Consider the following 25,030-nt stretch of genomic DNA (forward strand, 5'->3'; position numbering starts at 1 on the left):
AAGGCTCACTGGGCCGCACGAGCAGGGCTGTAAAGGCCCTGCTTGCCGTGAGCCGGCATCGCCCGGTTGCCGCGCTCGGCGATCATCTGCGCAATTTCGATCCATTCGATGCCCTGGGCCTTGAGCTTGGGCAGTTCGCGCTCGAGCACTTCCAGGGTCTGTGGATAAGGATGGCCGATCAGCACTGCTGTGCCCTGCTTGCGCGCCAGGGCGATGCCCTGTTGCAGTTGGCCGGCAATGGCGTCGGTGGTGCGCACGTCATCGAGAAAGACATCCCGCGAGACGCTGGCCAGGCTGATGTCCTGCGCGGATTTGGCGGCTACCGTGGCGGCGCTGGTGCGGCTGTCGACGAAGAACAGGCCGCGGCGCTGCAATTCTCCCATCAACCAGGCCATAGCCGCAGGCTCGGCGGTCATGCGGCTGCCCATGTGGTTGTTGATGCCGACGGCATAGGGGACTTTGTCGAGCGCCGCGTTCAGCCGTCGTTCCAGCTCCGGCAGCGGCGTGCCGGGGTGCCAGGCGTAGGGGCCGGTCGCCGGGTCCATGGGCATGTGCAGGATCACCGTCTTGCCGGCGCGATGGGCCTGGCGGGCGAAGTCAGTTGCATGCGGGGTATCGGGCATGATCGCCAGGGTCACCGGGCCGGGCAGGGCCAGGGTGCGTGAGTCGCGCGCAGGGTTCTGCCCCAGGTCGTCGATGATCAGTGTCAGGTAGGCCTTGCCCGCATGAGCCGGCGCCGCCAGGGCGACGCCGCTCATCAGGTACAACAGGGCCAACAGCAGGTAACGCATCGACTGGCCTTATTTACCCTGGGTGATGCTCAGGCCCTTGAGCAGGCTCAGGGCCTGGCTCAGCTGGTAATCATCGTCCTGTGGGCGTGGCTTGGCACTGCCGGCCTTGCCCGACGGACGGTCAGCGCCGCCGTTACCGTTGCCCAGGTGACCTTGCAGGTCGGCTTCCTTGAAGTTCTCGCTGTCCTGCTCGGCAGTGATCTTGGCGCGGCGCACCTCGATGTCCGGGACGATGCCCTGGGCCTGGATCGAGCGGCCGTTGGGGGTGAAGTACAGCGCGGTAGTGATCTTCAGTGCGCGGTCGTTGTTCAGCGGCAGTACGGTTTGCACCGAGCCCTTGCCGAAACTGTCGGTGCCCATCAGCACGCCGCGTTTCTGGTCTTGCAGGGCGCCGGCGACAATTTCCGAGGCCGAAGCGCTGCCGCCGTTGATCAGCACCACCAATGGCACGCCTTCGCTGGCATCGGCCGGGTCGGCGGAGAAGCGCAGCTCGGAGTTGGCGATGCGGCCCTTGGTGTAGACGATCAGGCCCTTGGTGAGGAAGTGGTCGGCCACTTCCACGGCCGATTGCAGCACGCCGCCTGGGTTGTTGCGCAGGTCCAGGACCAGGCCGCGCAGCTTCTTGCCGTTGTCCTTGCGCAGCTTGGCCAGGGCTTTGCCGACTTCTTCGCCGGTCTTGACCTGGAACTGGGTGATGCGGATGTAGCCGTAGCCGTCTTCGAGCATCTGGCTCTTGACGCTCTTGACCTGGATGACCGCACGGGCAAGGGTGACATCGAACGGGTTGCCGCCGTCGCGCACCAAAGTCAGGGTAATTTTCTCGCCGACCTTGCCACGCATCTTGTCGACCGCTTCGGTCATGGTCTGGCCACGGGTCGGCTGGCCGTTGATCTTGACGATCAGGTCGCCAGCTTCGATGCCGGCGCGCGAGGCCGGGGTCTCGTCGATCGGCGAGACCACCTTGATGAAGCCGTCTTCCATGCCCACTTCGATGCCCAGTCCGCCGAACTCGCCGCTGGTGCTCTCCTGCAGTTCGAGGAAGTCCTCCGGGCCGAGGTAGGCCGAGTGCGGATCAAGGTTGCTGAGCATGCCCTTGATGGCGTTTTCCAGCAGGGTCTTGTCGTCTACCGGTTCGACATAGGCAGCCTTGATGCGGTCCATGACCTCGGCGAAGGTGCGCAGCTCTTCCAGCGGCAGCGGTGCCTTGGCCGAGGGTGCCGAGACCGTCGTCGCTGGAATCGCGGCGGGCTTGGCCGGCTCGGCCGCGCGGGCCAGGGGCGCGCCGAGGACCATGGCGATGGTCAGGGCCAGCGAGGTGAGGCGAGGCGATTGCAGCATGTCGAACGAACTCCTGATCCTGGTAGCGCTCCGTAGAGCATCGGCGCAGCCCGAAGTTGCGCTACGCCGTCAAATAAGGGGTGTTGCCTATCCCTGGGCACGGCACCATTGTGCGGGGTCGCTGGGGCGGCCCTGCTGGCGGATGGCGAAATACAGCCCCGAGCTGTCCTGACCACCGCTGTTGCCGACGGTGGAGATGGCCTCACCGGCCTTGACCACATCGCCGGCGCTCTTGAGCAGGCTCTGGTTATGGCCGTACAGGCTCAGGTAACCATTACCATGGTCGAGAATGACCAGAAGTCCAGCGCCGCGCAACCAGTCGGCAAACACTACCCGGCCGCCATGCACGGCGCGCACCTGGCTGCCTTGGGAGGCGCTGATCATTACCCCGTCCCACTTGGCCCGTGAGTCATCGCCGCGGGTTTCGCCAAAGCGTGCCAGCAATCGACCATTGACGGGCCATGGAAGTTTTCCCCGTGCAGCAGAAAAAGCCCCGCCGAAGGTTTCGCCGCTGCTGGACACCAGCGGGCCGGGAAGCGCCTTGGGCTTTTTCGGCGCGTCGCTGCTGTTGGCGGCGAGGGCTTCGCGCTGGCGTTGTTTTTCCGCTTCCTGTGCTGCGAGCAGGGCTTTTTGCCGTGCTTCTTCGGCCTCGCGGGCTTGACGGGCGAGGGTTTCCTCGATGGTCTTGAGCACCTTGCTCAGGTCGGCCTGGTCCTGCTCACGGGCCTGCAGCTTCTGGTCGCGGGCCTTGACGTCGTTGTTGAGCTTGGCCAGCACCTCTTTACGCTCGGTGCGGACTTTTTCCAGCTCCTGGCGCTGGCTGTCGAGGGTGCCTTGCTGGGCCAGCAACTGGGCCTGCTGCAGGTTGATGTCTTTTTCGACGTTGGCCAATTGGCGCAAGGTCTCGTTGAAATTACGCAGCTGGGTCAGGCGCGCCTGGCTCAGGTAATCGTAATAAGTCAGGGTGCGGGCGAATTTTTCCGGATTCTGCTGGTTGAGCAGCAGCTTCAGGTACTCCTCGCGGCCATTCTGGTAGGCCGAACGGGCCTGGATGGCGATCAGTCGTTGCTGTTCAATGCGGGCGCTCTGGAGTTTTTTTTTCTCGGTATCAAGGCGCTCCAGTTCGCCTTCGGTCTTTTTTAGTTCGAGTTGCAGGGCCTCCACCTGCTTTTCCAGCTTGCCGATGTCGGTTTCGGTTGAGCGCAGGTCTTTCTGCACGCCGGATTTTTCTTCCTGCAGCTTGCCAAGCATCTTTTTCAGCTCGGCAATGTCCTGGCGCGTAGCGTCCAGTTGCTGCTGGGTTTGCGCGCGCTCATCGGCAAAAGCCGGACTGAGCAGGCAAGACAGGGCGAGTACGATCAGGGCGCGAAACATGGGGTGGGCGGCACCAGGCATAGAGACTGGCCTAGTATGCCCGCCATAGGCGGCAAAAAAAACGGCTTTAACTACAAGCGGCAAGCCACAAGCGGCAAGAAAAGCGGGTCAATGGGCTCTTTCTTGCGGCTTGCAGCTTGTCGCTAACGGCTTTAGCCGTCGATCAGAATCGAGGTGCCAGTCATTTCTGCCGGTTTTTCCAGGCCCAGCAGCTTGAGCATGGTCGGCGCCACGTCGGCCAGCACGCCGCCTTCGCGGACCTGCACCTTGCGCTTGCCGACATAGATGAACGGTACCGGCTCGGTGGTGTGCGCAGTGTGCGCCTGGCCGGTGCATTCGTCTTCCATCTGCTCGACGTTGCCGTGGTCGGCGGTGATCAGCGCTTCGCCGCCGACCTTGTCCAGCGCCTCGACGATGCGCCCGACGCACAGGTCCAGGGCCTCGACGGCCTTGACTGCGGCCTCGAACACGCCGCTGTGGCCGACCATGTCGCCGTTGGCGTAGTTGACCACGATCACGTCGTAACGCTGCTGCTCGATGGCTTCGACAATGCGGTCGGTGACTTCCGGTGCGCTCATTTCCGGCTGCAGGTCATAGGTGGCGACCTTCGGCGACGGGATGAGGATGCGCTCTTCGCCTTCAAACGGCTCTTCGCGACCACCGGAGAAGAAGAAGGTAACGTGGGCGTACTTCTCGGTTTCGGCGATGCGCAACTGGGTCTTGCCGTTTTTCGCCAGGTACTCGCCGAGCACATTGTTCAGGCTGCCCGGGGCAAAGGCGGCCGGGGCGGGGATTTTTGCCGAATACTGGGTCAGGCCGATGTAGGCGGCCAGTTTTGGCAGGCGTGCCCGTGGGAATTCGTTGAAGTCCGGCTCGACGAACACCCGCGACAGCTCGCGGGCGCGGTCGGCACGGAAGTTCATGAAGATTACCGCGTCGCCGTCTTCGACCTTTACCGCTTCGCCAATGCGCGTGGCCTTGATGAATTCGTCGCTCTCGTCGCGGGCGTAGGCGGCTTCAAGGCCGGCCAGGGCGGTGTCAGCGGTGAATTCGGCGCTGCTGTCGACGATCAGGTTGTAGGCAGCCGATACGCGGTCCCAGCGGTTGTCGCGGTCCATGGCGTAGTAGCGGCCGATCAGGCTGGCGATGCGGCCCTTGCCCAGTTTGGCGAAGGCGGCGTCGAGCAGTTCGATCGAGGATTGCGCGCTTTTCGGCGGGGTGTCGCGGCCGTCGAGGAAGGCGTGCAGGTAGATTTTCTCGGCACCGCGTTTGGCGGCAAGCTCGGCCATGGCCACCAGATGGTCCTGGTGGCTGTGCACGCCGCCATCGGACAGCAGGCCAAGGATGTGCACCGCCTTGCCGGCGCCGACGGCCTTGTCGACCGCGCCGCACAGCACGGGGTTTGCGAAGAACTCGCCGTCCTTGATCGCCTTGGTCACCCGGGTGAAGTCCTGGTAAACCACGCGGCCAGCGCCGAGGTTCATGTGACCGACCTCGGAGTTGCCCATCTGCCCGTCCGGCAGGCCGACATCCATGCCGGAGCCAGAGATCAAGCCGTGCGGCTGGGTGGCGCGCAGGCGATCGTAGACTGGCGTGTTGGCCGAATAGATGGCGTTGTATTCGTGGCTTTCGCTGTGACCGAAACCATCGAGGATGATCAGGACCAAGGGTTTTGGCGTGCTCGTCATCAATCCCACACTCACGGTTGTTCAGATGATAAAGACACGCATTTTAGGGCAAATTGGCCACGAATGACGAATTAACCTTGCAGGCCCGACGGCGCGGGCCGACGGGCTGTAGCCCGGCAATGAGAATTACTGGCGATAACCCTGCCCGGCGGGCTTTGGCCGACCTTGGGGGCTGTGTATACTGGCCAACATTTTTAATGGCCTGGAACACCCTCCGATGGTTGCTCACCTGATTGAATTCGCAACAAATCACTATCTGCTGGTCGGTATCTTCGTCGTTCTGCTGGTTTTGCTGATCGTCACCGAAGCACGCAAGGGCGGCCGCAGCCTCAGCACTGGCGAACTGACCGCGCTGGTCAACGCCGACAAGGGCCTGGTGATCGACATCCGTTCGAGCAAGGACTACGCCGCCGGTCACATCGTGGGCGCCGTGAACATTCCCCAGGACAAGGTCGCCGCGCGCATCGGCGAGCTGGAAAAGCACAAGGCCAACAAGACCCTGATCATCGTCGACGCCATGGGCCAGCACGCCGGCACCACCGCGCGCGAACTGCTCAAGGCCGGCTTCACCGCTGCCAAGCTGTCGGGCGGCGTGTCGAACTGGAAGGCCGATAACCTGCCGTTGGTGAAGTGACATGAGCAACGTCATCGTCTACTCCAGCGATTACTGCCCTTACTGCTCGCGGGCAAAATACCTGCTTGAAAGCAAAGGCGTGGCCTTCGAAGAGATCAAGGTCGATGGCAAGCCTCAGGTGCGCGCCGAAATGAGCCAGAAGGCCGGTCGTACCTCGGTGCCGCAGATCTGGATCGGCTCCACCCACGTCGGCGGTTGCGACGACCTGTATGCCCTGGAGCGCGCCGGCAAGCTCGATGCGCTGCTCAAGGCCTGAATCAGAAACCCATTAAAGACTCTGGAAAGAAGGATCTGTCATGACTGATCAACAGAACAACGACGCCGCAGCCGCAGCCGACGACAACGCTCCGCAATTCTCCCTGCAGCGCATCTACGTGCGCGACCTGTCGTTCGAAGCGCCAAAAAGCCCGGCGATCTTCCGTCAGCAGTGGGAGCCAAGCGTTGCCCTGGACCTGAACACCAAGCAGAAAGGCCTGGAAGGCGACTTCCACGAAGTCGTGCTGACCCTGTCGGTGACCGTGAAGAACGGCGACGAAGTGGCCTTCATCGCTGAAGTGCAACAAGCCGGTATCTTCCTGATCAAGAACCTCGACCCGGCGTCGATGAGCCACACCCTGGGCGCGTTCTGCCCGAACATCCTGTTCCCGTACGCCCGTGAAGCGCTGGACAGCCTGGTGACCCGTGGTTCGTTCCCGGCGCTGATGCTCTCGCCGGTCAACTTCGACGCCCTGTACGCTCAGGAAATGCAACGCATGCAGGAAGCTGGCGAAGCCCCTTCGCTGCAATAAGCCTGTTGCGATGAAGCAAAAAGCGCCCCTCGGGGCGCTTTTTTCTTGGCTCAGGCAAACCCTTGCTGGCGCCAGGCTTCGTACACCGTCACCGCCACCGTGTTGGACAGGTTCAGGCTGCGGCAGCCCGGGCGCATCGGCAGGCGCAGGCGCTGCTCGGCGGGCAGGCTGTCCAGCACCTCGGCCGGCAGGCCACGGCTTTCGGGGCCGAACAGGAAGGCGTCGCCCGGCTGGAAGGCGGTTTCGTGGTAAGGGTGCGAGGCCTTCGTGGTGAAGGCAAACAGCCGCGGCTGGCCAAGGCTTTCCAGGCAACTGGGCAGGTCTGGGTGGCGCTTGAGCGTGGCATACTCGTGGTAGTCCAGACCGGCCCGGCGCAAGCGCTTGTCGTCCAGCTCGAAGCCGATCGGCTCGATCAGGTGCAGGTGGCAGCCGCTGTTGGCGCACAGTCTGATGATGTTGCCGGTATTCGGCGGAATCTCTGGTTGAAAGAGGATGACGTGAAACATGCACGGCTCCGAACATAAAGATGTCGAGCATTCTACTCCTGAACCGGACCCGCGTTCGCAGCTATGGCCGCGCGTGCTGTTTTCCCTGGCGCTGTTCGGCATGCTGGTGGGGCTGATGATCGGTCGCCTGACTGCGCCAGAGCCACGGGTGCTGGAGCAGGTCGAGGTGGTCGAGGCGGGGTTGAACCTGTGGTTCAACGAAGAACCCCAACTGCACGGCGAAGAAGTCGAAGGTACCCTGGCGCTGCTGTTCGAGGCCGAGGGCAAGGTTGCGCGGGGTCAGTTGCAGTTGCAGGGCAAACCGGTGAGCTGGCGGGTGCAGCACAGTGACGGCGGCTTGCTTGTGACCCTGGTCGCGGCCCGCCCTCTGCATGGCGAATGGGCCGGTGCAGAGGAGGGCGGACGCTGGCGGGTGCAGGTGAAACTGCGCGAATAAAAGAGGGGATTCCCCGGCCTGCCTGTACCAAGGTCCCCAAAACTGGAAGTACTGATACTAATGCAGGGTGTGTGCCAGTTTTGTTGCAGTGCGGGAAATGGCGGGTTTTAAGGGGTTAGGCGGGGTTAGGCGGGGGATTTGTGCTTTGCTGCGGTGCGCAGGGCACAGGTTCGGTGCAAAAGCATCGCGGGGCAGGTCGGATCGCCGCACCGCCGCTCCCACACCAATTGGTAGGAGCGGGCTTGCCCCGCGATCAGGTTAACGCTCAGGCCTCGTCGTCACCGTCCTCGTCGCCGCCATCGACCTTCATCCCCAACTCCTTGATCTTGCGCGTCAGGGTGTTGCGGCCCCAGCCCAGCAGCACTGCGGCATCGCGGCGGCGGCCGGCGGTGTGCTTGAGGGCGGTCTCGATCATGATCCGCTCAAAACTCGGCACGGCGCTGTCGAGCAGGCTCGACTGGCCGCGGGCCAAGGCCTGGTCTGCCCACTGGCGCAGGGCCTGTTCCCAGTTGGTCACCGGCGCTGAATCTTGCGGCAGGTTGAGCAGCTCGGGCGGCAGGTCGCCGATATGCACTTCGCGTCCCGAGGCCATCACCGTGATCCAGCGGCAGGTGTTCTCCAGCTGACGCACATTGCCCGGCCACGGCAGGTTGCGGATGAACTCCTCGGTTTCGGCCTTGAGCAGCTTGGGCTCCACCGCCAGTTCCTGGGCGGCGCGGCCGAGGAAGTGGCGGGCCAGGGTCGGGATGTCTTCGCGACGATCGGCCAGGCGCGGGATGTGGATGCGGATCACGTTCAGGCGGTGGAACAGGTCTTCGCGGAATTTGCCGGCCTGCACCAGGGTTTCCAGGTTCTGGTGGGTGGCGGCGATGATTCGCACATCAACCTTGACCGGCACATGGCCGCCTACCCGGTAGAACTCACCATCGGCCAGCACCCGCAGCAGGCGGGTCTGGGTATCGGCCGGCATGTCGCCGATCTCGTCGAGGAACAGCGTGCCGCCATCGGCCTGCTCGAAGCGTCCGCGGCGCAGGTTGGCAGCGCCGGTGAAGGCGCCTTTCTCGTGGCCGAACAGTTCCGATTCCATCAGGTCCTTGGGGATCGCCGCCATGTTCAAGGCGATGAACGGCGACGCCGCCCGCGGGCTGTGACGGTGCAGGGCGTGGGCGACCAGTTCTTTACCGGTACCGGACTCGCCGTTGATCAGCACGGTGATGTTGGAGTGGCTCAGGCGGCCGATGGCGCGGAACACCTCCTGCATTGCCGGCGCTTCGCCGATGATCTCCGGGGTGCGGGTCATGCTCGGGGCGACGTCCAGGCCCTGTTGCTCCTGGGCGTGCTGGTTGGCGCGCTTGACCAGCGATACCGCCTCGTCGACATCGAATGGCTTGGGCAGGTATTCGAAGGCGCCGCCCTGATAGGACGCCACCGCGCTGTCGAGGTCGGAATGGGCGGTCATGATGATCACCGGCAGGCGCGGGTGCTGCTCGCGGATCTGCGCGAGCAAGTCCAGGCCGCTGGCGCCGGGCATGCGGATGTCGGAAATGATCACGTCCGGCTGTTGCCGGGCCAGGCGGCTCATGACCCCGTCGGCGCTGTCGAAGCTCTGGGTGGTCATGCCTTCCTGTTGCAGGGCCTTTTCCAGCACCCAGCGGATGGAACGATCATCGTCGACGATCCAGACAGTTTCACTTCGGCTCATGAGGCGGTGGCTCCTTGTTCCAGCGGCAGGAAGATCGAGAAGGTGGTGTGGCCAGGGTGACTGTCACATTCGATCAGGCCCTGGTGCTGGCTGATGATGTTCTGGGTAATGGCCAGGCCCAGCCCGGTACCGTCCGGGCGGCCGCTGACCATGGGGTAGAAGATGGTTTCCTGCAGCTCGGCAGGGATGCCCGGGCCGTTGTCGATGATCTCGATGCGGGCCACCAGGCGGTGACGGGTGTGGCCGATGGTGAACTGGCGCATGGCCCGGGTGCGCAGGCTGATGCGGCCCAGGCGCAGCTCGTTCTGGCCGCTGATGGCCTGCATGGCGTTGCGCACGATGTTGAGCACCGCCTGGATCATCTGTTCGCGGTCGATCAGCACGTCCGGCAGGCTCGGGTCGTAATCGCGCACCAGGGTGATGCCACCCTGGCTTTCGGCCTCGACCAGGCTGCAGACCCGCTCCAGCACCTCATGAATATTGGTCAGGGCCAGCGACGGCAGCTTGTTCGAGCCGAGCATGCGGTCGACCAGGTTGCGCAGGCGGTCGGCCTCTTCAATGATTACATTGGTGTAGTCCTTCAGGCCTTCCTCGGGCAGTTCGCGGGCCAACAACTGGGCGGCGCCGCGAATGCCACCGAGCGGGTTCTTGATCTCGTGGGCCAGGCCGCGCACCAGCATCTTGGTGGTTTCCTGCTTGGACAGCTGGGCCTCTTCCTTAGTGATGCGCAGCAGGCGGTCACGCGGGTGCACTTCGAGCAGCAGCAGGGTCGCGCCCTTGCTGAGGATCGGCGTTACCGCGTAGTCGACGGTCTGGGTCTGGCCGGTCAGCGAGGTCAGTTGCGCTTCGCGCTTGGTGAAGGGGTGCGCCTGCTCCACTGCCTGGCGCAGGGAGTTCAGCGCCTCGGGCGATTCGGTGAACAGCTCGCTGATGAACTGACCATGGCTGCGCTGGCCGCTGATGGCCAGGAGCATCTCCGCTGCCGGGTTCATGTACTCAAGGCGCAGTTCGGCATCGAGCAGGATGGTGGCGGTGGTCAGGTTGTCCAGTAGCAGTCGGTGCAGTGCATCGCTGATGGTCATGGGGCGTCGTTGACCTCTTTTGGCTCATACAACCTCGGCCTGGGCCCAAGTCGCGGTCGCTGGTAATCCGCTGGTACAAAGAAAATGCAAAAAGCAAACCAAGGCTCCGAAAAGAAGCGGAATTTCCGGATTAAGACCTGTATTTGCGCGAAAAATGCCTACAAAGTCCTGAGGTCACGCTTCTTGTGAACCAAAATGGGCTGAGTTGCTCAGGTGCAGGCAGATGCGTGCACCAATATAGAGCATAGAGGAAGGATTACTGCGGCGAGCACAAATGCGTGGTGGCGCGGATCAGCGCCACGGATTGCTGCGGGTCTCGGGCTCGTTGCGCGATGGCCTGGGCAAGGGTTGCCGGGCAATGGGCCGGGCGGTTGCGATCAAACTCGGCCAACTGGCTGAGCAGGGTGCGCTGCAGGCGATCCAGCTGCGGGCGCAGCTGGCTGCCCAGATCGACCCGCGGGGTTTGCGGTGCGCTGCCGACGGCATGCCAGCGCGACAGCGCGCTGTACTGCAGCAGCTTGTTGGCTTCGATCTGATCGGCGAAGAACAGCGCTGCCCGTTGCCCGTCGACACCAAAGCGCAGGGCCTGGGACTGGGCATTGGCAATCACCTGCTGCTCGCGTTCAGGCGCTTCTACTGGTTGGCCCGAGTCCCATTTGTTCAGGGCGACATCTTCGGCCATGTCCAGACGCTGATTGACGCTCTCAAGCAGGTGCGAAAGGGCGGTTGGCGGTGTGGCTGTCGAGGTGCATCCCTGCAGGAGCAAGGTGGGCGCCAACAGCAAGGCAAGCAGCGATGGTGTACGCATGGTGGGGTTCCGATAGCGGCAAAGCGAGCAGTGTGCAGATTCTCGCCTTTTTTTCCTGTCGGCCAATACGTATAGACCTGTCAGAAAAGCAAAAAGGCCTCCCGAAGGAGGCCTTTTTTCAAGCTACGCCGCTTGCGCGAGCGTCACTGGCTTAGCAGCTGTAGTACAGCTCGTATTCCAGTGGGTGTACGAAGGTGCGGACCTTGATTTCTTCTTCGCTTTTCAGCGCGATGTAGGCATCGATGAAGTCGTCGGAGAACACGCCGCCCTTGGTCAGGAACGCACGGCCTTTGTCCAGCTCTTCCAGGGCTTCTTTCAGGCTGCCGCAAACCTGTGGGATCTCTTTCGCCTCTTCAGGCGGCAGGTCGTACAGGTTCTTGTCGGCGGCATCGCCTGGGTGGATCTTGTTCTGGATACCGTCCAGGCCGGCCATCATCAGTGCTGCGAAGCACAGGTACGGGTTGGCAGCCGGGTCCGGGAAGCGCGCTTCGATGCGGCGGGCTTTCGGGCTGGAAACGTACGGGATGCGGATCGAGGCGGAACGGTTGCGCGCCGAGTAGGCCAGCATGACCGGTGCTTCGAAGCCTGGTACCAGACGCTTGTAGGAGTTGGTAGCCGGGTTGGTGAAGCCGTTCAGGGCCTTACCGTGCTTGATGATACCGCCGATGAAGTACAGGGCGGTGTCGGACAGGCCGGCATAGCCTTCGCCGGAGAAGGTGTTCTTGCCATCTTTGGAGATGGACATGTGCACGTGCATACCCGAGCCGTTGTCACCGTACAGTGGCTTAGGCATGAAGGTAGCGGTGCGGCCGTAGGCGTCGGCAACGTTGTGCACGCAGTATTTGAGGGTCTGAACTTCGTCAGCCTTCTTCACCAGGGTGTTGAACTGCACGCCGATTTCGTTCTGGCCGGCAGTGGCCACTTCGTGGTGGTGGACTTCGATGACCAGGCCCATTTCTTCCATGGCGTTGCACATGGCAGTACGGATTTCGTGGTCGTGGTCGAACGGTGGTACCGGGAAGTAGCCGCCTTTGACGCCTGGACGGTGGCCTTTGTTGCCGCCTTCGACGTCCTGGTCGGACATCCACGAGCCTTGCTCGGAGTAGATCTTGAACATCGAGCCGGAGATGTCGGACTTGAACTTCACTTCGTCGAAGATGAAGAACTCAGGCTCTGGGCCGACGAACACGGTGTCACCGATACCGGTGGTCTTCAGGTACTCTTCGGCGCGGCGGGCGATGGCGCGTGGGTCGCGGTCGTAGCCTTGCATGGTCGAAGGTTCGATGATGTCGCAGACCAGGATCAGGGTCGGCTCTTCGGTGAACGGGTCGAGCACGGCGGAGGAGTCGTCCGGCATCAGGATCATGTCGGAGGCTTCGATGCCTTTCCAGCCAGCGATGGAGGAACCGTCGAACATCTTGCCGGCTTCGAAGAAATCTTCATCCAGCGCATCACGAGCTGGCATGGTCACGTGGTGCTGAGTGCCTTTGGTGTCAGTGAAGCGCAGATCAATCCATTTAACGTCATGATCTTTGATGAGTTGAACCGACTTCGACATAGTGTCCTCCGGGTGGGGTAGAGCTTGCCTGTGCAGCCCTTTAATTTGGGTGATGCCGGGCGCGAATAGTCGGCCAAGGCAACCTGCCTCACAAGGGAGCAAATTGCATGCCAGTGCCCCGAGTTGGGATTTTTGCCCCAAACCCAAGCGTTTTCGCCCGATTCGCTGAAATCAGCGGTTTTTTCTGCACCCTTACGATGCGCTAAACAGCCATGATGCACCATAACGGTGCGAGAAAAACCTTCTGTACAAAAGTTGCTCAAAGCTTGAGCAATTTCCGCTATAATCCGCGCCCCACTTTTTTAGTCGGCACCTCGCGCGCTGTTTTTCATGAAACTAATCGTAAAAGTCTTCCCAGAGATCACCATCAAGAGCCGGCCGGTTCGCAAGCGCTTCATCCGTCAACTGGCCCGCAACATCCGCAACGTGCTCAAGGACCTCGATCCTGCGCTCGCGGTTAACGGTGTCTGGGATAACCTCGAAGTGATCACTCACATCGAGGACGAGAAGGTCCTGCGCGAGATGACCGAGCGTCTGAGCTGCACGCCGGGCATTGTCCATTTCCTGCAGGTCGACGAATACCCGCTGGGTGATTTCGACGACATCGTCGCCAAGTGCAAGCAGCACTTCGGTCACCTGCTGGCGGGCAAGCGCTTCGCCGTACGCTGCAAGCGCGGCGGTCACCACGATTTCACCTCGATGGACGTCGACCGCTACGTCGGCAGCCAGCTGCGCCAGCAGTGCGGCGCCGCCGGTATCGATCTGCGCACGCCTGAAGTCGAGGTGCGCATCGAGGTGCGCGACAAGCGCCTGTACGTCATCCACAACCAGCACAAAGGCATCGGCGGTTACCCGCTGGGCGCGCTGGAGCAGACCCTGGTGCTGATGTCCGGTGGTTTCGACTCCACCGTCGCCGCCTACCAGATGATGCGTCGCGGCCTGATGACCCACTTCTGCTTCTTCAACCTTGGCGGCCGCGCCCACGAACTGGGGGTGATGGAAGTCGCCCACTTCCTGTGGAAAAAGTACGGCAGCAGCCAGCGCGTGCTGTTCGTCAGCGTGCCGTTCGAAGAAGTGGTCGGCGAGATCCTCGGCAAGGTCGACAACAGCTACATGGGCGTGACCCTCAAGCGCATGATGCTGCGCGCGGCGACCAACATCGCCGACCGCCTGCAGATCGATGCCCTGGTAACCGGTGAAGCCATTTCCCAGGTCTCGAGCCAGACCCTGCCGAACCTTGCGGTGATCGACTCGGCCACCGAGAAGCTGGTGCTGCGCCCGCTGCTGGCCAGCCACAAGCAGGACATCATCGACCAGGCCCAGCAGATCGGCACCGCCGAGTTCGCCAAGCACATGCCTGAATACTGCGGCGTGATTTCGGTGAACCCGACCACTTGCGCCAAGCGTCATCGCCTCGAGCATGAAGAGAAGCAGTTCGACATGGCGGTGCTCGAGCGTGCCCTGGAGCGCGCTCGGCTGATCTCCATCGACCACGTGATCGATGAACTCAGCCAGGATATCCAGATCGAAGAAGTCAGCCAGGCGCTGGCCGGGCAGGTGGTGATCGACATTCGCCACCCTGATGCCCAGGAAGACCAGCCCCTGGAACTGGACGGCATCGAGGTCCAGGCCTTGCCGTTCTACGCCCTGAACAGTCGCTTCAAGGAGCTGGATGCCACGCGCCAGTACCTGCTGTATTGCGACAAGGGAGTAATGAGTCGCCTGCATGCCCATCATCTGCTCAGTGAGGGACATGCCAATGTGCGCGTTTATCGTCCGACATAAGACGCCGGGGCTATATGGCGGGAGCATCCGCCATCGCCCTCCCGACCACCGGGCCGTTTGAGCGCCATTCATTCATATTCGCCGCCTAGACTGGGCGGCAACCCGAATCCTCTGATCGAGATACACACGTGATCGAAAATCTGCGTAACATCGCCATCATCGCCCACGTTGACCATGGTAAAACCACCCTGGTCGACAAACTCCTGCGTCAGTCCGGCACTCTGGAGCGTAACGAGCTCAACGACGAGCGCGTCATGGACTCCAACGACCAGGAAAAAGAGCGCGGTATTACCATTCTGGCGAAAAACACCGCCATCAACTGGAACGGCTACCACATCAACATCGTCGACACCCCCGGCCACGCCGACTTCGGTGGCGAGGTTGAACGTGTAATGTCGATGGTCGACTCCGTACTGCTGCTGGTCGACGCTCAAGACGGCCCTATGCCGCAAACCCGTTTCGTGACCAAGAAGGCTTTCGAAGCCGGCCTGCGTCCAATCGTGGTGATCAACAAGGTCGACCGTCCGGGCGCGCGTCCTGACTGGGTTCTGGACCAGATCTTCGATCTGTTCGACAACCTCGGTGCCACCGACGAACAGCTGGACTTCAAAGTCGTCTACGCCTCGGCCCTGAACGGCATTGCCGGTCTGGACCACACCGAAATGGCCGAAGACATGACCCCGCTGTACCAGTCGATCGTCGACAACGTGCCGGCCCCTGCTGTTGACCGTGACGGCCCGTTCCAGATGCAGATCTCGGCACTGGACTACAACAGCTTCCTCGGTGTTATCGGTGTTGGCCGTATCGCCCGCGGTCGCGTCAAGCCGAACACCCCGGTGGTGGCTATCGACGTCGATGGCAAGAAGCGCAACGGTCGTATCCTCAAGCTGATGGGTCACCACGGCCTGCACCGCGTTGACGTCGAAGAAGCCCAGGCTGGCGACATCGTCTGCATCAGCGGTTTCGACGAGCTGTTCATCTCCGACACTCTGTGCTCCCCGGACGCAGTTGAAGCGATGAAGCCGCTGACCGTTGACGAGCCAACCGTTTCGATGACCTTCCAGGTCAACGACTCGCCGTTCTGCGGTAAAGAAGGCAAGTTCGTGACTTCCCGCAACATCAAGGAACGTCTGGACAAAGAGCTGCTGTACAACGTTGCACTGCGCGTTGAAGAAGGCGACTCGGCTGACAAGTTCAAGGTCTCCGGCCGTGGTGAGCTGCACCTCTCGGTTCTGATCGAAACCATGCGTCGCGAAGGCTTCGAAATGGGTGTTGGTCGTCCGGAAGTGATCATCCGTGAAGTCGACGGTGCCAAGCACGAGCCGTTCGAAAACGTCACCATCGACATCCCTGAAGACTCCCAGGGCAAGGTCATGGAAGAAATGGGTCTGCGTAAAGGCGACCTGACCAACATGGTTCCGGATGGCAAGGGCCGTGTACGCCTGGAATACAACATTCCAGCCCGTGGTCTGATCGGTTTCCGTAACCAGTTCCTGACCCTGACCAACGGTGCAGGCATCCTGACCTCGATCTTCGACCGTTACGCTCCGATGAAGTCCGGCCACATGTCCGGCCGTCAGAACGGCGTACTGGTTTCGGTTGAAACCGGCAAGGCCCTGACCTACTCCCTGGAAACCCTGCAGGCGCGCGGCAAGCTGTTCGTCGAGCACGGCCAGGAGATCTACAACGGTCAGATCGTTGGTCTGAACAGCCGTGACAACGACCTGGGCGTCAACCCTACCAAGGGCAAGAAGCTCGACAACATGCGTGCTTCGGGTAAAGACGAAACCATCGCCCTGGTTCCACCTGTTCGCTTCACCCTGGAACAGGCTCTGGAATTCATCCAGGACGACGAGCTGTGCGAAGTGACCCCTAAGTCGATCCGTCTGCGCAAGAAGATCCTCGACGAAGGCGAGCGTACCCGCGCTGCCAAGAAAGCCAAGAACTGAGTCTTAGTTCCGGCTGAATGAAAACGCCCCCGGTCGCAAGGCCGGGGGCGTTTTTTTGTGCGCGGAAAGTGTGAATCAGCCGAAGGACTGTTCGAACGGCGCGGCGCTGGCGCGGATGGCAGCAGCTATGTCCGGTGCTTGTTCCGTCAGCTCCTGATGATGCAGCAGTGTGCCTTCGACGGCTTGCAGGATTGCCTGGATGCGGCTTTTGGGGTCACTGACACGGCAGCGTTTGGCGAAGTCGAGAATGGCCAGGCGTGAGGCAAAAAGCGACTTCTGCCCATTGAGGTCCAGCGCCAGTGTGTCTCGCGGAAGGTAGGCGGTGGTATTGACGATGTCATAGGCCGGCGCGAGCACGGCATCATTGGCGTAAGGCGTGCTGTACAGCAGGCCGAAGTTCTTCAGGTGCGCATCGCCGTTGCCGACGATGCAACTCAAGGCGACCATGTCGAACAGTGCCTGAAGGTTCTCCAGCTGTTTCATCGGTGCGGCAAACACCTCTATGGCTTTGGCGATGTGCTCGTAGCTTTTACTGTATTTGCCAGCAGTACCCAGGCCCATCAACACCGCCATGTCTTCGAAGCCAAGCGGATTCAGCTGTGCATCACGGTCGAAGCGGCGCATGACGAACATGCGCTTGTCCTTGGACAAGTAGAACTCTGGTGTGGTTATTCCGGCTGCGCTGGCAATCGACATGCACAGGTACTCGTTGATCGCCAGGTGGGGGAATTCACCCTTGCCGCTTTTTACAATCAGGTCAGCGGTGGTGGCGGTCGCCTTGTAAGGGGCTTCGGCCAGTTCCGGCACCAGCACTTTGGGCTGCACGCCAGAAATACCGGAGCGCAAGATGTAGCGTTGGACCAGTTCATTGAAAATATCCTCGGTACCGTCCCAGGCAAGAATCTCGCTGAGGCGTTCGCCTTTGCCCGGGTTGTCTTGCTGCTCGATCAGGCGCTGCACTTCTGGTGCGGTGACGAATACGCGGCCGATAGGCGAGTTGCTGCCGGAGATCGCCAGCAGCAGCATCGGGTTGACGGTTGCTACCTTGGCCAGGCGATTGCGCAGTTGCTCCAGTACATAGCCTTCGGGCAGGTTCATCTGGAAAATCGGATGAAGGTCCCTGGATACGAAGTCGTCGCGGCGAGGGGGCATGGTCATGCTCACCGCAATCGAGGCCGAGGATGAGTCGCTATAGCGAAAGACGTAGTCGCCGTTTGGCTGCTGGTAAATCTTGCCGCTGACGCCTTGAGGCGTTGACACCAGCAGCTCGTCTGCCGCGCTCACCGGAACACGTCCTCAAGCTCATCCAGGGTCGGCAGGGACTTCGCCACGACCTCGACGTCGCAGCCGAGGGCATTCAATGCTCTGCTGTAAAACGAGATGGCGACGGTGCTTGAGCCCTGCTCGATCTCACTGAGCTTCTGCCGAGTGATGCCGATACGTTCCGCCAGTTGCACTTTGGTCAGGCCGCGGCGCTTTCTCATCTGCTCGATGCTGTGCCCGATGCGCTGGGAAATTAGCGTGGTCTGCATGTTACGTATTCATAACATTAACTGGTTAATGTCAGGTAAACATAACATGGTGTCATCGTCAAGCGCCCAGCTCGCTTCGGTCGGGCGTTCCGACAAGTGGTGGTCGCTTAGCGCGAGCGCACCGCAGGCTTGGGGATATACGCGCAGTATCCCGGCCGCGGGCCGATCCGCGGATGGTTGCGGCAGGTGTCCGGGCGCTTGTCGTAAATGGTGCACATGCGACTTTTACGGTCCAGGTACAGGCAATCGTCGTTGCTCATCTGCGCCAGGGTGAAAATCCCCGACTTCTGGTTGAAGCGCTGGATGATCCCGTCCTTCTGCAAGCGCTTGGCAATGTTCTTCGGCGGCTCGCCCACCTCGAACTCATCCACCACGCCCATGCGGATCAGGTCTTTGATTTTCACTTCCGTCGGCAAGGTGCAGCAGGTCGAGTTGCAGCCTCCGCACATATGGCTTTGGTACTTCTGCCAGGTTTCCAGTCGGTCGACTTCGGCGGCGGCAATCAGGGTCGGTTTCATCGGGCTCAGGCTAGAAGAGTCTTGTGGGCGCGCGATGATACCGGAGTTGATCAAATTGTGAACAACCATTTGCCGCTTTATTCCGGGTTTGTTTGCCGCTGGCCGCAAGAAAGTCGCGAACCAGAGCTTCCCCTCTGTGTCGAACGGTCTAGGCTGAGAAATCTCCATCCGCATTCGTCAACTTGCCCGAGGACGTCGCATGTCTCAGGAACCGCTCGCTCGTGACGCAGAGGTGGCCGCTTTTCGCACCGCTGTGCTGGATAAATTGACTTACGCGGTCGGCAAGGACCCGGAGCATGCCTTCGATCACGACTGGTTCGAAGCCATTGCCCTGGCTGCCCGCGATCACATGGTCGACCACTGGATGGACCATACCCGGCAGATCTACCGCAAGAGCCAGAAGCGGGTGTATTACCTGTCGCTGGAGTTCCTGATCGGCCGTCTGCTGTACGACAGCCTGAGCAATCTCGGCCTGCTCGATGTTGCCCGTGAAGCGCTGGATGGGCTTAACGTCGACCTTGAGCGCATTCGCCTGCTGGAGCCCGATGCGGCGCTGGGTAACGGCGGCCTGGGGCGTCTGGCGGCGTGTTTCATGGAGAGCATGTCGACCCTTGGCATCGCCGCCCACGGTTACGGCATTCGTTACGAGCACGGCCTGTTCCGCCAGGCGGTAGTCGATGGCTGGCAGCAGGAGCAGACCGAGAACTGGCTGGATTTCGGCAACCCCTGGGAGTTCGAGCGGGCCGAGGTGATCTACCCGATCAGCTTTGGTGGCAGTGTCGAGACCGTGCACGATGCCAGTGGCCAGCAGCGCCAGGTGTGGTGGCCGGCCGAGACGGTGCGTGCGGTGGCCTACGACACGCCGGTGGTCGGCTGGCGCGGTGCCAGCGTCAACACCTTGCGCCTGTGGCGGGCGCGGGCATTGGAAGAACTACACCTGGAGCGCTTCAATGCCGGCGATCACCTTGGCGCTGTCGCCGAAGTGGCGCGCGCCGAGAGTATCTCGCGGGTGCTGTACCCGGCCGACAGTACCGAGGCCGGCCAGGAGCTGCGCCTGCGGCAGGAGTACTTCTTTGTTTCCGCCTCGCTGCAGGACCTGCTGCGCCGGCACCTGAACATGCATGACAGCCTGCTCAACCTGCCGCAGCAGGCGGCGATCCAGCTCAACGACACCCACCCCTCGATCGCGGTCGCCGAGCTGATGCGCCTGCTGGTCGACCAGCACGAAGTGCCCTGGGACACCGCCTGGCAGCTGACCGTCGAGACCCTGGCCTACACCAACCATACTTTGCTGCCCGAAGCCCTGGAAACCTGGCCGGTGGGTTTGATGGAGCGCATGCTGCCGCGGCACATGCAGATCATCTACCTGATCAACGCCTTTCATATCGACGCCTTGCGCGCCAAGGGCATCCACGACTTCGACGTGCTGCGCGCGGTGTCGCTGATCGAGGAAGACAACGGCCGCCGGGTGCGCATGGGCAACCTGGCGTTCCTCGGTTCGCACAGCGTCAACGGTGTGTCGGCGCTGCACACAAAGCTGATGCGCAGCACGGTGTTCGCCGAACTGCACAAGCTCTACCCCGAGCGAATCAACAACAAGACCAACGGCATCACCTTCCGTCGTTGGCTGTTCCAGGCCAACCCGCAACTGACCGGCATGCTGGTCGAGGCCCTCGGCGCCGACCTGCTCGATGACCCGCAGGGACGCCTGCGCGACCTTGAGCCGTTTGCCGACAAGGCGTCGTTCTGCAAGCAGTTCGCCGCCCAGCGCCTGCACAGCAAAAAGGCCCTGGCCAGCCTGGTCCAGGAGCGCCTGGGCATTACCCTCAACCCCGAGGCGATGTTCGATGTGCAGGTAAAGCGCATCCATGAGTACAAACGCCAGTTGCTCAACCTGCTGCACACCGTGGCCCTGTACCAGGCCATCCGCGCCGAACCTGGCAGCGGCTGGGCGCCGCGGGTGAAGATCTTCGCCGGCAAGGCCGCCGCCAGCTATCACCAGGCCAAGCTGATCATCAAACTGAGCAACGACATCGCCAAGGTGGTCAACAACGACCCGACCGTGCGCGGCTTGCTCAAGGTGGTGTTCCTGCCCAACTACAACGTCAGCCTGGCCGAGAGCATCATTCCGGCGGCCGATCTGTCTGAGCAGATTTCCACCGCCGGTTACGAGGCGTCTGGCACCAGCAACATGAAATTCGGCCTCAATGGCGCGCTGACCATTGGCACCCTGGACGGCGCCAATGTCGAAATGTGCGAGCAGGTCGGTGCCGAGAACATGTTCATCTTCGGCCTGACCTCCCAGCAGGTGGAGGCGCGCAAGCGCAGCGGCGACTTTGGCGCCAGTGCCGCGATCGGTGCCTCCCATCGGCTCAACGACGTGCTCCAGGCCATTCGTGGCGGGGTGTTTTCACCGGATGACCCGGCCCGCTATGTCGGTTTGGTCGACTCGCTGGTGGCTTATGACCGCTTCCTGGTGTGCGCCGATTTCGATGCCTACTGGGAAGCGCAATTGCGCGTCGAAGCGCTCTGGCGCGAGCCCAGGCAGTGGTGGCGCATGGCAGTGCTCAACAGCGCGCGCATGGGCTGGTTCTCTTCGGACCGGACCATCCGCGAGTACGCCACGGATATCTGGAAAGCCCTCGACTAAGCTGCAAAGGCCGGCCCGGGAGCGCTGAACTCTCGGGCCGATGTGCCGTCTGATCGGCCAAGCGTGTCTGATTGCTCGCTAGCGCTTCACTCTCCCTGTAAACTGCGTGGGTTTTTATTACCCCCTTCCTTCGGAGCCTTACATGTCCCGCGTTACCCTGAGTCGCTATTTGATTGAGCAGACCCGCAGCAACAGTACCCCTGCCGATCTGCGCTTCCTGATCGAAGTGGTGGCGCGTGCGTGCAAGGAAATCAGCCACAACGTCTCCAAAGGCGCGCTGGGCGGTGTCCTGGGCAGCATGGGCACCGAGAACGTGCAGGGTGAAGTCCAGAAGAAACTCGACGTGATCTCCAACGACATCCTCCTCGAAGCCAACGAGTGGGGCGGTCACCTGGCCGGCATGGCTTCCGAAGAGATGGACAACGCCTACCAGATCCCGGGCAAATACCCGAAAGGCGCCTACCTGCTGGTCTTCGACCCGCTGGACGGTTCGTCGAACATCGACGTCAACGTCTCGGTCGGCACCATCTTCTCGGTACTGCGCTGCCCGAACGAATACCTGAGCCAGAACGAGAGCCTCAACGAGCAGGCCTTCCTGCAGCCAGGCACCAAGCAGGTTGCCGCCGGTTACGCGATCTACGGCCCGCAAACCATGCTGATCCTGACCCTGGGCAACGGCGTCAAGGGCTTCACCCTGGACCGCGAACTGGGCAGTTTCGTACTGACCCACGAGAACATCCAGGTGCCGGAAACCACCGCCGAATTCGCCATCAACATGTCCAACCAGCGCCACTGGGAAGAGCCGGTGACCCGCTACGTGGGCGAGCTGCTGGCCGGTGAAACCGGTCCGCTGAAAAAGAACTACAACATGCGCTGGATCGCCTCGATGGTTGCCGATGTGCACCGCATCCTGACCCGTGGCGGCCTGTTCATGTACCCGCGCGACGCCCGTGAGCCATCCAAGCCGGGCAAGCTGCGTCTGATGTACGAAGCCAACCCGATGTCCTTCATCATCGAACAGGCCGGCGGTGCTTCCACTGACGGTCGCCAGCGCATCCTCGACATCCAGCCAGAGAGCCTGCACCAGCGCGTGGCAGTGTTCCTCGGCTCCAAGCAGGAAGTCGAGCGCGTTACCGGTTATCACAAGGAGTAAATCATGCTCGCACCTTGGCAGCCTTTGCTGGAGTGGTGGTTTGGCTGGGGCACCAGCCCCCAGGATGTGGCTGACGAGAAGAGCACCTTGTGGTTCGGCAAGCACCACGACGACGAAGCGCGTGAGCGCTTCGGCGAGCTGGTCGAGCAAGCGCTGGCCGGCGGCCTCGATGAGTGGCTGCAAAGCCCGCAGGGCTGGCTTGGCCTGGTGTTGCTGCTCGACCAGTTGCCGCGCATGATCCACCGCGACACGCCGCGCGCCTTCGATGGCGACCGACGTGCCCAGGTGCTGGTGATGCAGGGGCTGGACAAGGCCTGGGATTACCAGTTGCTGCCGATCCAGCGGGTGTTCATCCTGTTGGTGCTGGAGCATGCCGAGGTACTGGACTGGCAGAACATCAGCGTCGAGCGTTACCAGTTGCTGCTCGATGCCCAGCCGGATGCCGATCGGCGCTTGTTCGAAGGGTTCCTTGACTACGCCGAGCAGCACCAGCGGGTGATTGCCCGCTTTGGCCGCTTCCCGCATCGCAATCTGTTGCTGAATCGGCCGAGTACCGATGAAGAGATGGATTTTCTGCTGGAGCCGGGCTCAAGGTTTTGAGTTGAGCTCAATCGCGGGGCAAGTCGAGTCGTCGCCCCGCGATCAGCTTCACATCAGATCCTGAAACTCCCCACCAATTGCTTCAAACGATTGGCCTGATTCTCCAGGTCATTGCAGGCGCGCAAGGTTGCCTGCAGGTTCTCTACCCCTTCCTGATTCAGCGTATTGATTTCGGTGATATCGACATTGATCGACTCGACCACGGCCGTCTGCTCTTCGGTGGCGGTGGCTACCGACTGGTTCATGCCGTCGATCTCGCCGATACGCAGGGTTACGCTGCCCAGCCGCTCGCCGGCCTGGTTGGCGATGCCGACGCTGTGCTGGCTGTGGCTCTGGCTTTCGGTCATGGTGCTGACCGCCACCTGAGCACCAGCCTGCAGCTCTTCGATGATGCGCTGAACCTGCTGCGCCGAATCCTGGGTGCGGTGGGCGAGGTTGCGGACCTCGTCGGCCACCACGGCAAAGCCGCGTCCGGCCTCGCCGGCACGGGCCGCTTCGATGGCGGCGTTGAGCGCCAGCAGGTTGGTCTGCTGGGAAATGCCGCTGATCACCTCGAGAATCTGGCCGATGTTCACCGTGTTGGCATTGAGCGTCTCGATGTTGCCGCACGAGTCGCTGATTTTCGCCGACAGTTGGTTCATCACTTCGATGGTCTGCTCGACCACCTGCTGGCCCTGCGCCGCCAGGTTGCGCGCGTCGCTGGAGTGTTGCGAGGCGAGGGCGGCGTTCTGGGCGATTTCCTGGGCGGCGGCGCCAAGCTGGTTGATCGCCGCAGCGACGCTGCTGGTGCGGCTCGACTGCTGGTCGGCATTGTGGATCGAGGCGTTCGAGGCACTGACCACGCGCAGCGCCACTTCGTTGACCTGGCCGGTGGCCGAGGCCACTTCGCGGATCGACTCGTGAATACGCTCGACAAAGCGGTTGAACGATTGGCCGAGGCTACCGAATTCGTCCTGGCCATGAATGCGCAGGCGCCGGGTCAGGTCGCCTTCGCCTTCGGCGATGTCGTGCATGGCCCGGCCCATCACGTGCAGCGGCTCCATCAGCACACGAATCAGCACGCCGAGCAGGGCGATGATGATCAGCACGGCAATCACCGTGGCCACCACTGCAGAAGTGCGCAGTTCGCTGAGCATGGCGAAGGCGAAATCCTGGTCGAGCTCCAGCGCCACGTACCAGTCCGCCGACGCCACGCCGTTGACCTTGGTGAAGGTGATGAACTGCTTGTGGCCGTTGAGCTCGGCTTCTTTCAGGCCGCTGCCGACCTGCGGGGTGTCTTGCGGGTAGGCGTCGCTGAGGTCCTTCAGCACCAGGTCGGCTTTCGGGTGGACGAGGATCTTGCCCGCGCCGTTGACGATGAAGGCCTGGCCGTGGCCGTCGAAGTTCAGCGCGTTGATGATCGCGCTGATGCTGTCCAGGTCGGTGTCGACGCCGTTGACGCCGATCAGCCGGCCCTGGTGCTGCACCGGGGTGGCCAGGGTGATCACCAGCTTGTTGGCCGAAGCGGAAATGTACGGCTCGGTAATGATGGTCTGGCCGGCGCTGGTGGCGGCCTTGTACCAGCCGCGCACCCGCGGGTCGTAGTCGGCGGCGCGATTGCCCAGCGGCACCGACTGCATGTAGCCGTCCTGGCCACCGAAGTAGGTCAGCAGAAAGTTGCTGCCGTACACCGGCAAGCTCAGGCTGCGGGTCAGGCTGTCCTTGCTGGCGCCATCGATGGCGACTTGCTGGGACAGCGACTGCAGCAGTTGCATGCGGCTTTGCAGCCAGGTCTGGATATTGCTGCTGGTCAGGCTGCCGAGCTCCTGCATCGAGGCTTCGGTGTTGCTGCGCAGGGTCTGGCGCTGGCGGTAATCGTTGAACAGGATGAAACAGGTGAAGGCGACAGCGACCACCAGGGCGGCGGCGAGCAGAATCTTGTGGCTGAACTTCAGGTTTTTTGTCATTGCGAGGTCTGTCTGCACAAGGCGGGTCAACGGGTGGGGCGCGGCAATCGGTCGCAGCGCCTTCCTGTGTCGTCCGTTATGGGCAAAAGATTAATCGCAGAACTCACCAGTCGACCAATGGCGGGGCTTTGACGCCAACAAAACCAGGGCGCTCGGGAACCGGATGAGCTTTTTCCCTTCTAAGCTGTCGGT

General features: G+C 61.9%; 22 protein-coding genes and 1 pseudogene. 9 read left to right on the forward strand and 14 right to left on the reverse strand.

Features of this window, described 5'->3' with window-relative positions:
* Nucleotides 1-5: 5 nt before the first annotated feature.
* From LOY34_RS01620 to gpmI, 4 genes are all read right to left on the reverse strand, one after another.
* A complete protein-coding gene (locus LOY34_RS01620) occupies nt 6-791 on the reverse strand; it encodes a divergent polysaccharide deacetylase family protein (RefSeq protein ID WP_195885490.1) in 786 nt (261 codons plus the stop codon).
* Between the two features lie 9 nt (nt 792-800).
* Nucleotides 801-2,129 carry a S41 family peptidase gene (locus tag LOY34_RS01625; protein ID WP_045193911.1) on the reverse strand — a complete coding sequence of 443 codons (1,329 nt, stop codon included), beginning with the start codon at nt 2,127-2,129 and terminating at the stop codon, nt 801-803.
* An 87-nt stretch (nt 2,130-2,216) separates the two neighbouring features.
* Nucleotides 2,217-3,503 carry a murein hydrolase activator EnvC gene (locus tag LOY34_RS01630; RefSeq protein ID WP_213602693.1) on the reverse strand — a complete coding sequence of 429 codons (1,287 nt, stop codon included), beginning with the start codon at nt 3,501-3,503 and terminating at the stop codon, nt 2,217-2,219.
* Nucleotides 3,504-3,655: 152 nt separating this feature from the next.
* A complete protein-coding gene (gene gpmI / locus LOY34_RS01635; protein WP_195885491.1) occupies nt 3,656-5,191 on the reverse strand; it encodes a 2,3-bisphosphoglycerate-independent phosphoglycerate mutase in 1,536 nt (511 codons plus the stop codon).
* A 217-nt stretch (nt 5,192-5,408) separates the two neighbouring features.
* Here gpmI and LOY34_RS01640 point away from each other — a divergent pair, with 217 nt between their 5' ends.
* The 3 genes from LOY34_RS01640 to secB are packed head-to-tail and all read left to right on the forward strand — an operon-like array spanning nt 5,409 to nt 6,613.
* The gene (locus LOY34_RS01640) at nt 5,409-5,825 is read left to right on the forward strand and encodes a rhodanese-like domain-containing protein (RefSeq protein ID WP_195885492.1); all 417 of its coding nucleotides are present in this window, start codon (nt 5,409-5,411) and stop codon (nt 5,823-5,825) included.
* 1 nt (nt 5,826) lies between these two features.
* The gene (gene grxC / locus LOY34_RS01645) at nt 5,827-6,081 is read left to right on the forward strand and encodes a glutaredoxin 3 (protein WP_045193908.1); all 255 of its coding nucleotides are present in this window, start codon (nt 5,827-5,829) and stop codon (nt 6,079-6,081) included.
* A 40-nt stretch (nt 6,082-6,121) separates the two neighbouring features.
* The gene (gene secB, locus LOY34_RS01650; RefSeq protein WP_045193907.1) at nt 6,122-6,613 is read left to right on the forward strand and encodes a protein-export chaperone SecB; all 492 of its coding nucleotides are present in this window, start codon (nt 6,122-6,124) and stop codon (nt 6,611-6,613) included.
* 50 nt (nt 6,614-6,663) lie between these two features.
* Here the strand turns inward: secB and LOY34_RS01655 are convergent, their stop codons facing one another.
* Nucleotides 6,664-7,119 (reverse strand): tRNA (cytidine(34)-2'-O)-methyltransferase, encoded by a 456-nt coding sequence (locus tag LOY34_RS01655; protein ID WP_195885493.1) that lies wholly within the window; start codon nt 7,117-7,119, stop codon nt 6,664-6,666.
* Here LOY34_RS01655 and LOY34_RS01660 point away from each other — a divergent pair.
* Entirely contained in the window at nt 7,118-7,555 is a 438-nt protein-coding gene (locus tag LOY34_RS01660) for a hypothetical protein (RefSeq protein WP_195885494.1), read from the forward strand. The genes LOY34_RS01655 and LOY34_RS01660 overlap by 2 nt on opposite strands.
* Before the next feature lie 265 nt (nt 7,556-7,820).
* Here the strand turns inward: LOY34_RS01660 and ntrC are convergent, their stop codons facing one another.
* From ntrC to glnA, 4 genes are all read right to left on the reverse strand, one after another.
* Nucleotides 7,821-9,257, reverse strand: a complete 1,437-nt coding sequence (gene ntrC, locus LOY34_RS01665; RefSeq protein WP_195885495.1) for a nitrogen regulation protein NR(I) — start codon at nt 9,255-9,257, stop codon at nt 7,821-7,823.
* Nucleotides 9,254-10,339, reverse strand: coding sequence for a nitrogen regulation protein NR(II) (glnL, locus tag LOY34_RS01670; RefSeq protein ID WP_045193903.1), 1,086 nt, complete (start codon nt 10,337-10,339; stop codon nt 9,254-9,256). The genes ntrC and glnL overlap by 4 nt, the downstream gene beginning before the upstream one ends.
* Before the next feature lie 256 nt (nt 10,340-10,595).
* Nucleotides 10,596-11,147, reverse strand: coding sequence for a chorismate mutase (locus LOY34_RS01675; RefSeq protein WP_195885496.1), 552 nt, complete (start codon nt 11,145-11,147; stop codon nt 10,596-10,598).
* 151 nt (nt 11,148-11,298) lie between these two features.
* Nucleotides 11,299-12,705, reverse strand: coding sequence for a glutamate--ammonia ligase (gene glnA / locus LOY34_RS01680; RefSeq protein ID WP_038997584.1), 1,407 nt, complete (start codon nt 12,703-12,705; stop codon nt 11,299-11,301).
* A 330-nt stretch (nt 12,706-13,035) separates the two neighbouring features.
* Between glnA and thiI the strand changes: the two genes are divergently transcribed.
* Both thiI and typA read left to right on the forward strand, forming a co-directional pair.
* Nucleotides 13,036-14,490 (forward strand): tRNA uracil 4-sulfurtransferase ThiI, encoded by a 1,455-nt coding sequence (gene thiI / locus LOY34_RS01685; RefSeq protein ID WP_258664215.1) that lies wholly within the window; start codon nt 13,036-13,038, stop codon nt 14,488-14,490.
* A gap of 128 nt (nt 14,491-14,618) precedes the next feature.
* Complete coding sequence (gene typA, locus LOY34_RS01690; RefSeq protein ID WP_045193901.1) at nt 14,619-16,439, forward strand: translational GTPase TypA; 1,821 nt, start codon at nt 14,619-14,621, stop codon at nt 16,437-16,439.
* Nucleotides 16,440-16,514: 75 nt separating this feature from the next.
* On the opposite strand, the gene LOY34_RS01695 is transcribed toward typA, so the two are convergent.
* The 3 genes from LOY34_RS01695 to LOY34_RS01705 form a co-directional block, all read right to left on the reverse strand.
* Nucleotides 16,515-17,723 carry a type II toxin-antitoxin system HipA family toxin gene (locus LOY34_RS01695; RefSeq protein ID WP_230090915.1) on the reverse strand — a complete coding sequence of 403 codons (1,209 nt, stop codon included), beginning with the start codon at nt 17,721-17,723 and terminating at the stop codon, nt 16,515-16,517.
* Nucleotides 17,720-17,971: a helix-turn-helix transcriptional regulator gene (locus LOY34_RS01700; protein WP_123564854.1), complete on the reverse strand. Its 252-nt coding sequence runs from the start codon at nt 17,969-17,971 to the stop codon at nt 17,720-17,722. Before LOY34_RS01700 ends, LOY34_RS01695 begins: the two co-directional genes overlap by 4 nt.
* A gap of 107 nt (nt 17,972-18,078) precedes the next feature.
* A complete protein-coding gene (locus LOY34_RS01705; RefSeq protein ID WP_230090916.1) occupies nt 18,079-18,489 on the reverse strand; it encodes a YkgJ family cysteine cluster protein in 411 nt (136 codons plus the stop codon).
* Between the two features lie 199 nt (nt 18,490-18,688).
* Between LOY34_RS01705 and LOY34_RS01710 the strand changes: the two genes are divergently transcribed.
* The 3 genes from LOY34_RS01710 (at nt 18,689) to LOY34_RS01720 (ending at nt 22,892) form a co-directional block, all read left to right on the forward strand.
* Nucleotides 18,689-21,139 carry a glycogen/starch/alpha-glucan phosphorylase gene (locus LOY34_RS01710; protein WP_045193899.1) on the forward strand — a complete coding sequence of 817 codons (2,451 nt, stop codon included), beginning with the start codon at nt 18,689-18,691 and terminating at the stop codon, nt 21,137-21,139.
* Between the two features lie 142 nt (nt 21,140-21,281).
* Nucleotides 21,282-22,292 carry a class 1 fructose-bisphosphatase gene (locus LOY34_RS01715; protein ID WP_045193898.1) on the forward strand — a complete coding sequence of 337 codons (1,011 nt, stop codon included), beginning with the start codon at nt 21,282-21,284 and terminating at the stop codon, nt 22,290-22,292.
* 3 nt (nt 22,293-22,295) lie between these two features.
* Nucleotides 22,296-22,892: a DUF924 family protein gene (locus tag LOY34_RS01720; RefSeq protein WP_045193897.1), complete on the forward strand. Its 597-nt coding sequence runs from the start codon at nt 22,296-22,298 to the stop codon at nt 22,890-22,892.
* Between the two features lie 53 nt (nt 22,893-22,945).
* On the opposite strand, the gene LOY34_RS27385 is transcribed toward LOY34_RS01720, so the two are convergent.
* Both LOY34_RS27385 and LOY34_RS27390 read right to left on the reverse strand, forming a co-directional pair.
* Nucleotides 22,946-23,776, reverse strand: coding sequence for a methyl-accepting chemotaxis protein (locus tag LOY34_RS27385; RefSeq protein WP_404944412.1), 831 nt, complete (start codon nt 23,774-23,776; stop codon nt 22,946-22,948).
* A gap of 24 nt (nt 23,777-23,800) precedes the next feature.
* Nucleotides 23,801-24,838: pseudogene (locus tag LOY34_RS27390) on the reverse strand (cache domain-containing protein); the annotation flags it as partial.
* Nucleotides 24,839-25,030: the final 192 nt, after the last annotated feature.

Origin of the sequence: Pseudomonas sp. B21-009 (assembly GCF_024749345.1) — a bacterium.
Classification (GTDB): Bacteria; Pseudomonadota; Gammaproteobacteria; order Pseudomonadales; family Pseudomonadaceae; genus Aquipseudomonas.

Excerpts from the sequence above, each read along its gene's own strand:
- LOY34_RS01620 (WP_195885490.1), bottom strand. The coding sequence starts at position 791 with ATGCGTTACCTGCTGTTGGCCCTGTTGTACCTGATGAGCGGCGTCGCC.
- LOY34_RS01625 (WP_045193911.1), bottom strand. The coding sequence starts at position 2,129 with ATGCTGCAATCGCCTCGCCTCACCTCGCTGGCCCTGACCATCGCCATG.
- LOY34_RS01630 (WP_213602693.1), bottom strand. The coding sequence starts at position 3,503 with ATGTTTCGCGCCCTGATCGTACTCGCCCTGTCTTGCCTGCTCAGTCCG.
- gpmI (WP_195885491.1), bottom strand. The coding sequence starts at position 5,191 with ATGACGAGCACGCCAAAACCCTTGGTCCTGATCATCCTCGATGGTTTC.
- LOY34_RS01640 (WP_195885492.1), top strand. The coding sequence starts at position 5,409 with ATGGTTGCTCACCTGATTGAATTCGCAACAAATCACTATCTGCTGGTC.
- grxC (WP_045193908.1), top strand. The coding sequence starts at position 5,827 with ATGAGCAACGTCATCGTCTACTCCAGCGATTACTGCCCTTACTGCTCG.
- secB (WP_045193907.1), top strand. The coding sequence starts at position 6,122 with ATGACTGATCAACAGAACAACGACGCCGCAGCCGCAGCCGACGACAAC.
- LOY34_RS01660 (WP_195885494.1), top strand. The coding sequence starts at position 7,118 with ATGCACGGCTCCGAACATAAAGATGTCGAGCATTCTACTCCTGAACCG.
- LOY34_RS01655 (WP_195885493.1), bottom strand. The coding sequence starts at position 7,119 with ATGTTTCACGTCATCCTCTTTCAACCAGAGATTCCGCCGAATACCGGC.
- ntrC (WP_195885495.1), bottom strand. The coding sequence starts at position 9,257 with ATGAGCCGAAGTGAAACTGTCTGGATCGTCGACGATGATCGTTCCATC.
- glnL (WP_045193903.1), bottom strand. The coding sequence starts at position 10,339 with ATGACCATCAGCGATGCACTGCACCGACTGCTACTGGACAACCTGACC.
- LOY34_RS01675 (WP_195885496.1), bottom strand. The coding sequence starts at position 11,147 with ATGCGTACACCATCGCTGCTTGCCTTGCTGTTGGCGCCCACCTTGCTC.
- glnA (WP_038997584.1), bottom strand. The coding sequence starts at position 12,705 with ATGTCGAAGTCGGTTCAACTCATCAAAGATCATGACGTTAAATGGATT.
- thiI (WP_258664215.1), top strand. The coding sequence starts at position 13,036 with ATGAAACTAATCGTAAAAGTCTTCCCAGAGATCACCATCAAGAGCCGG.
- LOY34_RS01700 (WP_123564854.1), bottom strand. The coding sequence starts at position 17,971 with ATGCAGACCACGCTAATTTCCCAGCGCATCGGGCACAGCATCGAGCAG.
- LOY34_RS01705 (WP_230090916.1), bottom strand. The coding sequence starts at position 18,489 with ATGAAACCGACCCTGATTGCCGCCGCCGAAGTCGACCGACTGGAAACC.
- LOY34_RS01710 (WP_045193899.1), top strand. The coding sequence starts at position 18,689 with ATGTCTCAGGAACCGCTCGCTCGTGACGCAGAGGTGGCCGCTTTTCGC.
- LOY34_RS01715 (WP_045193898.1), top strand. The coding sequence starts at position 21,282 with ATGTCCCGCGTTACCCTGAGTCGCTATTTGATTGAGCAGACCCGCAGC.
- LOY34_RS01720 (WP_045193897.1), top strand. The coding sequence starts at position 22,296 with ATGCTCGCACCTTGGCAGCCTTTGCTGGAGTGGTGGTTTGGCTGGGGC.